Source organism: Pectobacterium peruviense (assembly GCF_003312355.2).
Taxonomy (GTDB): Bacteria; Pseudomonadota; Gammaproteobacteria; order Enterobacterales; family Enterobacteriaceae; genus Pectobacterium; species Pectobacterium peruviense.
In genome coordinates, this window is the sequence record NZ_CP161826.1 from 539,005 (window position 1) to 552,769 (window position 13,765).

8 protein-coding genes are annotated in these 13,765 nt (G+C 52.7%); 7 read left to right on the forward strand and 1 reads right to left on the reverse strand.

Translation table 11 applies throughout. The features are described from left to right. The first annotated feature begins 14 nt into the window (after nucleotides 1–14). Both aceA and aceK read left to right on the forward strand, forming a co-directional pair. Entirely contained in the window at nucleotides 15–1,322 is a 1,308-nt protein-coding gene (gene aceA / locus DUT67_RS02515; protein ID WP_113633206.1) for an isocitrate lyase, read from the forward strand. A gap of 49 nt (nucleotides 1,323–1,371) precedes the next feature. Further along, the gene (aceK, locus tag DUT67_RS02520; RefSeq protein WP_113633205.1) at nucleotides 1,372–3,099 is read left to right on the forward strand and encodes a bifunctional isocitrate dehydrogenase kinase/phosphatase; all 1,728 of its coding nucleotides are present in this window, start codon (nucleotides 1,372–1,374) and stop codon (nucleotides 3,097–3,099) included. 410 nt (nucleotides 3,100–3,509) lie between these two features. Here the strand turns inward: aceK and iclR are convergent, their stop codons facing one another. Next, a complete protein-coding gene (gene iclR, locus DUT67_RS02525) occupies nucleotides 3,510–4,340 on the reverse strand; it encodes a glyoxylate bypass operon transcriptional repressor IclR (protein ID WP_113633204.1) in 831 nt (276 codons plus the stop codon). 364 nt (nucleotides 4,341–4,704) lie between these two features. On the opposite strand from iclR, the gene metH reads away from it, so the two are divergent. From metH to DUT67_RS02550, 5 genes are all read left to right on the forward strand, one after another. Next, nucleotides 4,705–8,340: a methionine synthase gene (gene metH / locus DUT67_RS02530; RefSeq protein WP_368350132.1), complete on the forward strand. Its 3,636-nt coding sequence runs from the start codon at nucleotides 4,705–4,707 to the stop codon at nucleotides 8,338–8,340. Between the two features lie 37 nt (nucleotides 8,341–8,377). Then, nucleotides 8,378–9,739, forward strand: a complete 1,362-nt coding sequence (locus DUT67_RS02535; protein WP_113627942.1) for an AAA family ATPase — start codon at nucleotides 8,378–8,380, stop codon at nucleotides 9,737–9,739. After that, nucleotides 9,708–10,319 carry a hypothetical protein gene (locus tag DUT67_RS02540; protein WP_113627941.1) on the forward strand — a complete coding sequence of 204 codons (612 nt, stop codon included), beginning with the start codon at nucleotides 9,708–9,710 and terminating at the stop codon, nucleotides 10,317–10,319. Before DUT67_RS02535 ends, DUT67_RS02540 begins: the two co-directional genes overlap by 32 nt. Before the next feature lie 186 nt (nucleotides 10,320–10,505). Beyond that, complete coding sequence (locus DUT67_RS02545; protein ID WP_113627940.1) at nucleotides 10,506–11,462, forward strand: helix-turn-helix transcriptional regulator; 957 nt, start codon at nucleotides 10,506–10,508, stop codon at nucleotides 11,460–11,462. Nucleotides 11,463–11,654: 192 nt separating this feature from the next. Then, nucleotides 11,655–13,760: a TonB-dependent siderophore receptor gene (locus tag DUT67_RS02550; protein WP_113627939.1), complete on the forward strand. Its 2,106-nt coding sequence runs from the start codon at nucleotides 11,655–11,657 to the stop codon at nucleotides 13,758–13,760. Nucleotides 13,761–13,765 lie beyond the last annotated feature (5 nt).

Below are 13,765 nucleotides of genomic sequence, written 5' to 3' on the forward strand. Positions count from 1 at the left end.
AAGGAACCTCTGCTATGACGACCTCTCGTACCCAACAAGTCCAGCATATCGAAAAAGAGTGGAAAACTACTCGCTGGGAAGGTATTACGCGCCCCTACAGCGCAGAAGATGTGATTAACCTACGTGGATCGGTGAATCCAGAATGCACGCTCGCGCAGCTTGGTGCGGCGAGATTATGGGGTCTACTGCATGGCGAAGCCCGCAAAGGCTATGTTAACTGTCTGGGAGCGCTGACGGGTGGGCAAGCCTTACAACAGGCGAAAGCGGGTATTGAAGCGATTTACCTTTCCGGTTGGCAGGTGGCGGCGGATGCCAATCTGGCATCCAGCATGTATCCCGATCAGTCGCTCTACCCGGCGAATTCCGTGCCTGCGGTGATCGAACGCATCAATAACACCTTTCGGCGTGCCGATCAGATCCAGTGGGCGAACCACATTGAGCCGGGCGATAAGCGCCATACCGACTACTTCCTGCCGATTGTTGCAGATGCGGAGGCGGGATTTGGTGGCGTGCTTAATGCGTTTGAGCTGATGAAATCAATGATTGAAGCGGGCGCGGCGGCGGTTCACTTTGAGGATCAACTGGCATCGGCGAAGAAATGTGGGCACATGGGCGGCAAGGTGCTGGTTCCCACGCAGGAAGCGGTTCAGAAACTAGTCGCAGCGCGTTTGGCAGCGGATGTCATGGGCGTGCCGACCTTAGTGGTTGCGCGAACCGATGCGGATGCCGCAGATTTGCTGACCTCCGACTGCGATGAATATGACCGTGATTTCATCACCGGAGAACGCACGGTGGAAGGGTTTTATCGCACGCGTGCGGGGATAGAGCAGGCAATCAGTCGCGGACTGGCCTACGCGCCTTATGCTGATTTGGTGTGGTGCGAAACCTCAACGCCGGACTTATCGTTGGCGCGTCGTTTTGCCGAGGCTATCCACGCTAAGTTCCCCGGCAAGCTGCTGGCGTACAACTGTTCGCCTTCCTTTAACTGGAAGAAGAACCTGGATGACAGCACGATTGCACGCTTTCAAGATGAACTGTCGGCGATGGGCTACAAGTATCAGTTTATTACGCTGGCTGGCATCCACAGCATGTGGTTCAACATGTTTGATCTGGCGCATGCCTATGCACAGGGAGAGGGGATGAGGCACTACGTAGAAAAAGTGCAGCAGCCTGAATTTGAAGCGATTAAAGACGGTTATACCTTCTCATCGCATCAGCAGGAGGTCGGTACTGGCTACTTCGATAAGGTAACGAACATCATTCAGGGAGGCAAGTCTTCAGTGACGGCGCTGACGGGATCGACGGAAGAACAGCAGTTCTGATCCTAACCCGGCTAGTGTTCGGCTGGCCGGGTTTCATCTGGAGATCATGATGACGCGTGACCTTGAAAAGCTGGTGGCGCAGACGATCCTGCAAGGGTTTGATGCGCAATATGGTCGTTTTCTCGAAGTCACCGCGGGCGCACAGCAGCGTTTTGAACAGGCTGACTGGCCCGCTGTGCAACAGGCAATGAAACAACGAATTCACTTATACGATCACCATGTTGGTCTGGTGGTCGCACAGTTGCGGTGTATTACCGGTATCCGCTGTGATGATGCGGAGTTTTTGGCGCGGGTGAAGCATATCTACACTGACTTATTGCCGGACTATCCGCGTTTCGAGATTGCGGAGAGCTTTTTCAATTCCGTCTATTGTCGACTGTTTAATCATCGGGAACTCGCTCCCGATAAACTGTTTGTTTTCAGTTCTCAGCCAGAACAGCGCTTTCATGAGATTCCCCGACCGATTGCCAAGACGTTTGTGTCAACTGACGGCTGGCAAAGCATGTTGGAAAAATTGCTGGGTGACGTGCCGCTGCGTCTACCGTGGGAAGATTTACCGCGTGATATTGATTATATCATTACGTATTTACAGAGTACCTTCTCTGCTGAGCAGCTTGCTCAGGCCACGTTACAGATAGCGAACGAGCTGTTTTATCGTAACAAAGCGGCCTGGCTGGTGGGGAAACTGTCGCTGCCTGACGGTGTTTTTCCGTTTCTGCTGCCGATTCACCACAACGAACGTGGTGCGCTATTTATTGATACCTGCCTGACGGCTCAGGCAGACGCCAGCATTGTGTTTGGTTTCGCCCGCTCTTACTTCATGGTGTACGCCCCGTTGCCGTTCGCGCTGGTGGCCTGGCTTCGTGACATTCTGCCGGGGAAGACGACGGCGGAGCTTTATCTGGCTATTGGCTGCCAGAAGCACAGTAAAACCGAGTATTACCGCGAATATCTGCATTACATTGCCGAATCAGAAGAGCAGTTTATTATCGCCCCCGGCGTGAAAGGCATGGTGATGCTGGTATTTACACTGCCTTCGTTCGATCGCGTATTTAAGGTCATCAAAGATCGTTTTGCGCCGCAGAAAGAGGTGAGTGCGGAGCGAGTAATGGCGTGCTATCAACTGGTGAAAGAACACGATCGCGTCGGGCGCATGGCGGATACGCAGGAATATGAAAACTTCGTCATCGATAAGCACCGCATCAGCCCGGAATTATTGGATGAGCTCTGGTGTGAGGTTCCGGAAAAACTTGAGGATCTGGGCGATCGGTTGGTGATCCGACATTTGTATATGGAACGCCGGATGACGCCGCTGAACCTCTATCTTGAACAGGCAAACGCACAGCAACTACACGATGTGATTGAAGAATATGGCAATGCTATCAAACAGCTGGCCGCGGCGAATATTTTCCCCGGTGATATGTTGTTTAAGAATTTCGGCGTCACGCGTCACGGGCGAGTCGTATTTTATGATTACGATGAGATCTGCTACATGACCGAGGTGAATTTCCGCAAGATTCCGCCACCGCGTTACCCGGAGGACGAGTTGGCCGCGGAGCCGTGGTACAGCGTCGCGCCGAATGATGTGTTTCCCGAAGAATTTCCGCATTTCCTGTGCAGCGACCGCCACATTCGGACGCTGTTTGAGGAAATGCATGGAGATCTGTTTTGTGCGGATTACTGGCGGGCATTACAGCAGCGCATCAGGGAGGGACATATTGAGGATGTTTACGCTTACCGACGCCGGAAGCGTTTTAGCCAACGTGCTGCAATTTGAGCGTGGCTCGTTATTCGTTATATGTATTCTGTCTCAGAGAGCGTTTCGTGCGCCACACCGCTGCCATTTACATGCGATACCGTATACGTGCCCGACGTAGGGCGGCTCAGTCGCCGCCGCCCTACGAACCCAGGCTTCCGGCTAAATTATGCCGCTACGCGGTTCCATCGATGCTCTTGACCGCTAGTCGAGCCGCTAGTGGCGCGTTTACTCGCCCCATAAATGGGGCTCGCCCTTCGGGTCAGCACAAGTGCTGTTCAAAACGTCGTTGACGCTTTGTCCGACGCGGCACTGGCTTTCGCGACGTCCTGTCGCTCACTCGGCGGTCAAGTTCACCGCTGCATAATTTTTACGCCGGGTAATAGTAAAACTCGTCATAACAAGCTCTTATTCCGAGAAATACACTTTATTCATAGCCCGCTGTATTCCTGCATGACTTGCTTCGCCGCTTTGATCACCAGCGCACCGAGTTCTGTGACGCGGTCGTCCGTGATGCGCGATACGGGGCCGGAAATGGAGATGGCGGCGAAGGCTTCATGATGTTCGTCCAGAATACAGGCCGCGATGCAGCGTAGCCCCAGCGCATGCTCTTCGTCATCGAACGAATACCCCTGCTTGCGAATCAACAGGAGATTTTCCTTCAGCGCTTGTGGCGAACTGAATGTGTGTGGCGTGTAGCCATGCAGCCCTTTCTTGTGCAGCAACTGCGCGACCTGAGCATCAGGTAAATGAGCCAGAAATGCTTTTCCAGCACCAGAAGCATGCATTGGCAACTTACCGCCGATCGGGGCAGACATACGCATTAGCGCCGTACATTGCACCTGATCGATGATGATCGCCTGACTATCCGTTTGCTCGAGAACGGCCAAATTGACCGTCTCGCCGGAGTCTTCCATTAATTTGCGCAGTATCGGATGCACAATCGCTAACAAGTTGCGGCTTTGCAGAAAACTACTGCCGACGATAAACGCGTGCGATGCGATCGTCCATAGCCCCAGATCGCCAACCTGACGCACAAAGCCCTGCTGTTGCATAGTAGTGAGCAGACGATGAGTGGTGGAATTCGGTAAACCGGCCTGCTGAGCCAAATCGGTTAGCGCCACGCTGCCGTTTGCCTTGGCGATATATTCAAGCAGCGTCAGACCACGGGTCAGCGACTGAACCTGTCCGGTTGGCTGCGCAGCGGTGCCCGCGCTGGCTCTGGGTTTTTTTCCGCGTTTGGCTGGCTCTGGTGGCGTCATGGCGTCGATTCCTTTTTATGGTAATGGAATTGATTTTCGTTTTTTTACTACAGAATGCAACTCTTCTTTCTCTGTGTTTTTTATCGGCAAATTACCTGAAAAAGTCTCATGCTGCCTCGCGTTAGGGTGCTCATAACTTATGCTAGGATATACCCGTCATACTCCAAGCTGCATGTGCGTTGGCTTCTCTTACTCACCCCAGTCACTTACTTATGTAAGCTCCTGGGGATTTGTGCGATTGCCGCCTTCTTGCAACTCGGATTATTTTGGGTATAGACACAACGTATCGTATTTATTAGCCGGGAATGGGGTTCGCGTGAGTAATCGGGTAGATGAATTGCGGCGTCAGTTGGCGCAACGCATTATGGTGCTGGATGGTGGTATGGGTACCATGATCCAGGGTTATCGCCTGCAGGAAGCAGATTATCGCGGCGAGCGCTTTGCTGACTGGCCGAGCGATGTGAAAGGAAATAACGATCTGCTGGTGCTGACCAGGCCGCAGGTGATTAGTGAAATCCATGATGCCTATCTGGAAGCCGGTGCCGATATTCTCGAAACCAACACCTTCAACTCCACCACCATCGCGATGGCGGACTATGATATGGAATCGCTGTCGGCGGAAATCAATACCGTCGCCGCCCAGTTGGCGCGTTCCAGCGCAGACAAATGGACAGCATTAACGCCGGATAAGCCGCGCTATGTAGCCGGTGTGCTTGGCCCGACGAACCGCACTGCGTCGATCTCCCCCGATGTTAACGATCCAGCGTTTCGTAACGTCAGTTTTGATCAGTTGGTCGAAGCGTATCGTGAATCCACTCGCGCACTGATCGCCGGTGGCGTCGATCTGATCATGATCGAAACCATTTTCGATACGTTGAATGCTAAAGCGGCGAGTTTTGCCGTCGAAAGTGAATTTGAGGCGTTAGGGATCGTATTGCCCGTGATGATTTCTGGCACGATCACGGATGCGTCAGGACGTACGTTATCCGGCCAAACCACGGAAGCCTTTTATAACTCCCTGCGTCATTCCCGCCCACTGTCCTTCGGCCTGAACTGTGCATTGGGGCCGGATGAGCTACGCCAGTATGTCGCCGAGCTATCACGTATTTCAGAATGCTATGTGAGCGCACATCCAAATGCGGGGCTGCCTAACGCCTTCGGAGAATACGATCTGGATCCTGCTGATATGGCGAAACATATCGGAGAATGGGCGCGATCGGGTTTCCTGAATATCGTCGGCGGCTGCTGTGGATCGACGCCTGCACACATTGCCGCGATGGTGAAAGTCGTGGACGGTGTGCCGCCGCGCAAGCTGCCGGAGATCCCGGTGGCTTGTCGTTTATCCGGCCTTGAACCACTGACCATCGATGCCAACACCCTGTTTGTTAACGTAGGCGAACGGACGAACGTTACCGGTTCTGCGCGTTTTAAACGTCTGATCAAAGAAGAGAAATATAACGAAGCGCTGGATGTCGCCCGCCAGCAGGTGGAAAGCGGCGCGCAGATCATCGACATCAATATGGATGAAGGCATGCTGGATGCGGAAGCGGCGATGATCCGCTTCCTGAATCTGATCGCCGGTGAGCCTGATATTGCCCGTGTGCCGATTATGATCGACTCCTCAAAATGGGATGTGGTTGAGAAAGGGCTTAAATGTATTCAGGGCAAAGGCATTGTTAACTCGATCTCCATGAAGGAGGGCGTTGAAGCCTTTGTCCATCACGCTAAGCTGGTGCGGCGCTATGGTGCCGCCGTGGTCGTGATGGCCTTCGATGAAGTCGGGCAGGCGGATACCCGCGCGCGTAAAATTGAAATTTGTCGCCGGGCGTATCGCATCCTCACGGAAGACGTCGGCTTCCCGCCAGAAGATATTATTTTCGACCCGAATATTTTCGCTGTGGCAACGGGGATCGACGAGCACAACAACTACGCGGTGGATTTCATCGAAGCCTGTGCAGACATTAAGGCGCAGTTGCCGCATGCGATGATCTCCGGCGGCGTGTCCAACGTGTCATTTTCATTCCGTGGCAACGATCTGGTGCGTGAGGCGATCCACGCCGTCTTCCTGTATTACGCGATCCGCAATGGTATGGACATGGGGATCGTGAACGCCAGTCAGTTGGCGATCTATGACGATCTTCCTGCTGAGCTGCGTGATGCGGTTGAGGATGTGATCCTTAACCGTCGCAGCGATGCTACCGAGCGCATGCTCGAACTGGCGGAAAAATATCGCGGTAGCAAAACAGAAGATGAAGGCAGTAAAACGCAGGCAGAGTGGCGCGGCTGGGACGTTAAGAAGCGTCTGGAGTATTCGCTGGTTAAAGGCATTACCGAGTTTATCGAGCTGGATACGGAAGAAGCGCGTCAGCAGGCGTCACGACCGATCGAGGTGATCGAGGGTCCGTTGATGGACGGCATGAACGTGGTCGGCGACCTATTCGGTGCAGGCAAAATGTTTTTGCCGCAGGTAGTGAAATCCGCGCGCGTGATGAAGCAGGCGGTGGCTTACCTCGAACCCTACATTGATGCCAGCAAAGACAAAGGCTCGTCTGCTGGGAAAATCCTGCTGGCGACGGTAAAAGGCGACGTTCACGACATCGGTAAGAATATTGTCGGCGTGGTGCTGCAATGTAACAACTACGAAATTATCGATCTGGGCGTGATGGTGCCGACGGATAAAATCCTGAAGACCGCGCGTGAAGAGAATGTCGATATCATCGGGCTGTCCGGCCTGATTACGCCGTCGCTGGATGAAATGGTCAACGTGGCGAAAGAGATGGAGCGTCAGGGCTTTACGCTGCCGCTGTTGATTGGCGGCGCGACGACCTCTAAAGCGCATACCGCCGTGAAGATTGAGCAGAACTACAGCGGCCCGACGGTCTACGTGCAGAATGCCTCACGCTCTGTCGGTGTGGTATCGGCTTTACTGTCCAGCACACAGTATGACGACTTTGTTGCGCGTACCCGCAAAGAATACGACACCGTACGTATTCAGCATGCGCGTAAAAAGCCAAGAACGCCGCCCGTGACGCTGGAGACCGCTCGTGCTAATGCCTCGGATCTGGATTGGGAAAACTACACGCCACCGGTTGCGCATCGGCTGGGCGTGCAGGCGGTAACGGCTAACATCGAAACACTGCGCAACTACATCGACTGGACGCCATTCTTTATGACTTGGTCGCTGGCGGGGAAATATCCCCGTATTTTGGAAGATGAAGTGGTGGGTGAAGAGGCTAAGCGATTGTTTGCCGATGCTAATGCGATGCTGGACGGTTTGTCTGCGCGCGGTGCGCTGAACCCTCGTGGCGTGGTTGGCCTATTCCCGGCGAACCGCGTGGGGGATGACGTAGTGATTTATACTGATGAACGGCGCGAAACGGTGCTGTCAGTCAGCCATCATCTGCGTCAACAGACGGAAAAAACTGACTTCCCGAACTACTGCCTGTCTGATTTCGTGGCACCGAAATCCAGCGGCAAGCCGGATTATCTGGGTGCCTTTGCGGTGACTGGCGGGCTAGAAGAGGATACGTTGGCGGATCTGTGGGAAGCGCAGCACGATGATTACAACAAGATCATGGTGAAGGCGATTTCTGACCGTCTGGCGGAAGCCTTTGCGGAATACTTGCATGAGCGCGTACGAAAGGTTTACTGGGGCTATGCGCCGAATGAGAACCTCAGTAATGAGCTGCTGATTCGTGAAAATTATCAGGGCGTTCGTCCCGCACCGGGCTATCCGGCTTGTCCAGACCACACGGAGAAAGTACAAATCTGGCAGTTGCTGGATGTGGAAAAGCATACTGGCATGAAGCTAACCGAATCCTACGCCATGTGGCCGGGCGCGTCGGTATCCGGCTGGTATTTCAGCCACCCTGACAGCAAATACTTTGCCGTCGCGCAAATTCAACGCGATCAGGTAGAGGATTACGCGGTGCGCACAGGCATGGATGTGAGCGAAGTCGAACGCTGGCTCGCGCCAAATCTGGGTTATGATGCGGATTAAGGTGAAGATTACTCATGAATCTAAATAAGGAGGTGAGATGATCCACGATCTCAGCATGGCTAATGTTGGGCCTGCCAGCACGATGCATCTCACATTTGGCAGCCGGCTTAACTTGCTAACGGGCGACAATGGTTTAGGTAAAAGTTTTTTACTTGATATTGTCTGGTGGTCGCTCACGCGCAGATGGCCCGCGGAAATTAACCCTAAGCTCACTGCAGGAAGAAAAGCGTTGCCTGCCTCGACCCTTACAGGAGAAGAGGCCAGTATTGCTTTTTCATTTGCAGGCAAGGTCAAGACTGAACGTTACGAGAGCCATTACAAAAGTACGTTTGCGCGGCGTGAACAAAGTTGGACGGGGCGAGCGGGTCGTCCTGCTAACCCAGGTTTGGTTCTTTATGCCATGGTGGATGGCAGTTTTGCCGTGTGGGATCCGCATCGTAATTATTGGAATACGCAGGAAGGTATTGATGTGCAGGATCGGGTTCCTGCTTATGTATTAAGCCCAACGGAAGTGTGGGATGGTTTGCCGGGTGAGGAACGTTCCTGGCTTTGTAACGGGTTGATTCGTGATATCGCCAGCTGGCAGCAAGGAAAAGGCGCGGCGCTTGAACATTTTAACTCGGTGCTAAAAGTATTATCTCCTTCAACAACGGAAGCCCTTTCATTGGGAGAGCTGACGCGTATTAGCCTTGACGATGTACGTGAAATCCCGACGCTTAGGATGCCTTATCAAAAAGATGTGCCGATACTCCATGCTTCTTCAGGAATGCGCCGTGTTTTGGCTCTTGCCTACTTTTTGGTATGGGCATGGGAAGAACACCAGAAAGCTGCGAAGTTCCTGGGAGAGGAAGTGAGCCCTCAAATTACGTTCCTCGTTGATGAAGTTGAATCCCATCTTCACCCAAGTTGGCAGAGGAGCATTGTTCCGGCGTTGCTGAAAGTGGTTGGAAAGCTGAACGCCAAAGCGCAGGTGCAATTGATTACTACCACGCACTCCCCATTGGTGATGACGTCAGTAGAACCGTTATTTGATGACAAGCAGGATGCCTGGTTCGATCTGGATTTTCACGATGGTGTGGTTGCGCTTGTGCAGCGCCAATTCAAGAAATACGGTGATGCGGCAAATTGGTTAACCAGTGACGCATTTGATTTAAAAAGCAGCAGGCCGCTTGAGTATGAAAAGTTAGTGGAAAAAGCTGCCAAATTGCTCGGTAAGGCAACCGCATCTGACAGCGAGCTGGATGCGATGCATCAGCGTCTGCTAATGGCACTGGATGCAAAAGATGAGTTTTTGTTTCGCTGGAGAGCGATCCGCGATAGCAAGGCCGGGGTTGTTCAGGATAAGAATATAAAAAAAGGACGCAAAGATGATTCCGGTGGTGTTACAGGCGGAGCCTGATGATTTTGAGGTTGAGGTGCGTCAGAAAGGACATAACTGGTTGAGTAAAGAGGGGATCGCTCTTAACGCACCACCGCCAAAGGCTTCGGATTTACCTAACTACTGGACGCACAGCAATTACTCGCTTTGGGAATCTTACAGCGGTGTCTGTGCTTATTTGGCGATTTATTTTGAGTGGGTGACAGGGGCGTCCTCTACCGATCATTTCGTCGCTAAATCCCATAACGCGGGTGATGCCTATGAATGGAGCAATTATCGTCTAAGCGCATTGGGGCCAAATCGCAACAAAAATCTCTTTGATGACGTATTGGATCCCATCAATTTGCAGCCAGATACCTTTGTGATTAATTTCGCATCGGGTGAAATTAGCCCTAATTATGCGATTTATCCCGAAGGTTCTCTGTATGCTACGCAGGCAGAGTCGACAATATCTCGTCTGAGGTTGGACAGCCCAGAGCACCGTAAAATGCGAACACGCCACTTTACCGATTATCATTTAGAAGATTGCTCGCTTCGTTATCTTGAAAAGCACTCTCCTTTTGTATACGCAGAAATTATACGGCAGGGGCTGATTCGATAACGACTGGGTGAAAATGGTTTTCTTTGAATTTAATGAGAATAGTTATCAGTCTTATTGATGCGTTTGCCGCGCAATGCTAAGGTGGATAACGATTTCTGTAGCGCGTACATCGCCGTGTCACGCGAGTTCCGCTAATCTCAGGCCTGATTCTGGGCGTTAAACAGGATGAGGGTATCTTCCAGGCTCATGTTAAAACGGCTTTTTTCCATCGAGGATTTCTTCGATATCGGTGAACGTTACGGGATTGATTACCATTTCCCGCAGCTGTCATCGTGCCGCGATCGCACGAAAGAAAAGCGTATCGTGGTGCAGGGCGATGTCGAAGAGATGACGTTATCCTCCGGTATTTGTCTGACGAACTCGAACGTGCGCGTGTTGCAGCCTTACGAATCCACGTCTTTACACTGCTGCCCGTTTTATACGCTGGTGGTGCTGGAAGGGTGTGTCGCGCTGCGCCTGAACGGTAAAGAGTTTGTCGTGCGGTCTGGTATGGCATTTAGCACCCGGCTGGGTGATCCGCTCGTCATGAACGCTAGCCATCTTGCGGACCACCATCTTCGTACCGTGTCTTTGGGAATTTTTCCCGCGACTTCTGCTTTGGAACCGCTGTTGGGTTTGTTGTTGAACGAATGGGAGCAGAGCGGTAATCCGACATTTTTATGGCAGGTTCCTGGCTACTTGTTGTCTGGTTTGCAACATGCTCTGGAAAATACCCTGCCAGGTTTGTCGCGCCAGCTCATGCTGGAAGGCGTGATGCTACAACTGCTGGGGCATGGTCTGTCATTTGGCCAATGTGGGGAAGAGCGGCGCATATTGCCCCCGCCCGGCGAACAGGATCGGCTGGAGAATGTTCGGCGACGTCTGGCACAACAGCCTGAAAAAGAGTACACGCTCAATGAACTGGCGCAGATGGCCGCGATGAGCACCAGCAGTTTACGCACCAAGTTTCGTCAGGCATATGGTCATTCCGTCTTTGACTACCTGCGCGACTGCCGGCTGGAGCTATCCCGGCGCTATCTGGCGCAAGGATATAGCGTTCAACAGGCCGCCTGGATGTCGGGCTACCAACATGCCACCAACTTTGCGACTGCTTTCCGGCGACGTTACGGTATTGCACCGAGCGATGCGCGCATCGCCAGCTAGTCCTTCCTTTCTTAATCAATGTATTGATCCTCGTTTACGCCAAATATTGCCACTTTGCTTCCCGGTTGGCGTCTTTCCGCTGAGTTCCCATTTTGTCATTGCGCATACGTAAGCTGTCACTGCGCATAGCTATCGCCAGACCAAAAACAGTAATAATTCTTATTTACAATAATAAGGTCTGTGGAGATTCCCATGTTCAGAAAAACGCGGCTGGCGCTGGTGGTTGGCTGTTTCACCAGTGGATTTACTGTGTCGGCACTCGCGCAGGATACGCCATCCTCTTCTTCTCAGGGCGATACGCTAGTCGTGACGTCTCAAACACAACGCGGTGCAACCAAGTTGGAAACGCCCGATATTGAGACTCCTCAGGCCGTTTCTATCATTACGCGCGATCAAATTCAGGAACAAGGGGCGACCAGCGTTCGGCAGGCGGTCGGCTATACACCGGGCGTGTTCAATAATCAGATCGGTGCTTCTAACCGCTTTGATTATATGGTGCTGCGTGGCTTTTCTGACGGCAGTCTGGATAACGTTTATCTCGACGGACTGAAGATGATGGGGGATACCAACTCTCATAGCTCGCTGGTGGTCGATCCCTGGTTTCTTGACAGCATTGAAGTGGTTAGAGGCCCCGCGTCTGTACTCTATGGACGTTCCTCGCCTGGCGGGATTGTGGCGCTGAATTCTCGTCAGCCGTCGTTCGACCGCAGCGGCCAGATCAAACTGTTTGCGGGCAATAATGCGCAGCGTGGCGCAGCATTTGACGTTACCGGTCCGCTGGACGATGACGAGCGGTTTGCGTTCCGTCTGGGCGGAATTGTGCGCGAAGCTGATACGCAGTTCAAAAAGACCAAAGAAGAGCGTTATGCGATCGCACCTAGCCTGCTGTGGCGGATTTCCGACAAGACACGTCTGGAATTAATGGCTTACCTGCAACGCGATCCTGAAGGTGGTAGCCACTCAGGTCTACCGTATGAAGGCACCGTGGTGGCGCATAACGGGCGGAAAATCTCGAACACCTTCTATGAAGGGGAAGAGAATTATGAGAAATATGACCGTAAGCAAAACATGGTGGGATACAACTTTGAGCATGGCTTCGATAGCGGTTGGGCGGTGCGTCAGAAGCTGCGTTACCTGCGCACTAAAGTCCATTTAGATCAGGTCTACGCCTATGGCTGGACGCAGCCGAGCGCGGATACACTGACTCGCTACTACTCCGGTTCCCGTGAATCGCTGTCTGCGTTAACGTTAGATAATCAGCTTGATGGCAATGTGGATACGGGCGCAGTAAATCATCGCCTGCTGGTGGGGATCGACTATCAGCAACGCCATAATGACGTAGACTGGCCGTCTGGCTCCTTCCCGGCAATCGACGCATTTAACCCTGTTTACGGTTCAGGCCCAACCGCAATGTCCAACACGTTGGAAAAACATAAACTGCAACAGACGGGGATCTATCTACAAGATCAAATGAGCTGGGAGCGCTGGCGCTTAACGCTGGGCGGTCGCCACGATCGGGTGAAAGTAACCCACGTTAACCATACCAATGGCACACATAGTGAACTTGATAAAAACAACTTTAGTTCGCGTGCGGCCTTGCTCTATCTGTTTGATAACGGTTTTGCACCGTATGTCAGCTATTCTACGGCCTTTACGCCGACCAGCTTCGCTGATGATAACGGCAACGTGCTGGAGCCGATGAAAGGTAAACAGTGGGAAGCGGGGATGAAGTATCAGCCGGAAGGCTCTCAGGATCAGTACAGTCTGTCGGTCTTCCGTATTAATCAGAAAAATGTCGCCACGAAAGTTCAGCCTAACGATCCTTACCGCTCCGTTGGTGAAATCGAATCGGAAGGGGTAGAGCTGGAGGCGGTGAACCATATTACCGATAATCTGCGTCTGCAAGCGGCTTATACCTATACGGATATTCGCTATAAGAAAAGCAGCGTGGCTGAGCAAGGAAAACGTGCCGTATACGCGCCACGCAATCAGGCCAGCGCCTGGGCCAGCTATGATGTGAAAAGCGGTCCGCTGGATGGCGTGACCATTGGCTCCGGCGTGCGTTACGTGAACGGTGTGACCTCAGATCGCGCCAACACCCATACGCTGCCTTCCTATACGCTGGTGGATATGGCGGTAGGATACGACCTCTCGAAAGTGGGTCTGAAAGGGCTGAGTGCGCAGCTTAACGTCAACAACCTGACCGATAAACGCTATGTAGCGGCCTGTAACTCACTGGAGTTCTGTTACTTCGGAGCAGAGCGCAGCGTAGTCGGCAGCGTTTCTTATTCGTTCTGATCGTG

Bases quoted from the DNA above. Each gene is read 5' to 3' on its own strand.
- DUT67_RS02550 (WP_113627939.1), top strand. From the start codon at position 11,655: ATGTTCAGAAAAACGCGGCTGGCGCTGGTGGTTGGCTGTTTCACCAGT.
- DUT67_RS02545 (WP_113627940.1), top strand. From the start codon at position 10,506: ATGTTAAAACGGCTTTTTTCCATCGAGGATTTCTTCGATATCGGTGAA.
- DUT67_RS02535 (WP_113627942.1), top strand. From the start codon at position 8,378: ATGATCCACGATCTCAGCATGGCTAATGTTGGGCCTGCCAGCACGATG.
- aceA (WP_113633206.1), top strand. From the start codon at position 15: ATGACGACCTCTCGTACCCAACAAGTCCAGCATATCGAAAAAGAGTGG.
- iclR (WP_113633204.1), bottom strand. From the start codon at position 4,340: ATGACGCCACCAGAGCCAGCCAAACGCGGAAAAAAACCCAGAGCCAGC.
- DUT67_RS02540 (WP_113627941.1), top strand. From the start codon at position 9,708: ATGATTCCGGTGGTGTTACAGGCGGAGCCTGATGATTTTGAGGTTGAG.
- metH (WP_368350132.1), top strand. From the start codon at position 4,705: ATGGTGCTGGATGGTGGTATGGGTACCATGATCCAGGGTTATCGCCTG.
- aceK (WP_113633205.1), top strand. From the start codon at position 1,372: ATGACGCGTGACCTTGAAAAGCTGGTGGCGCAGACGATCCTGCAAGGG.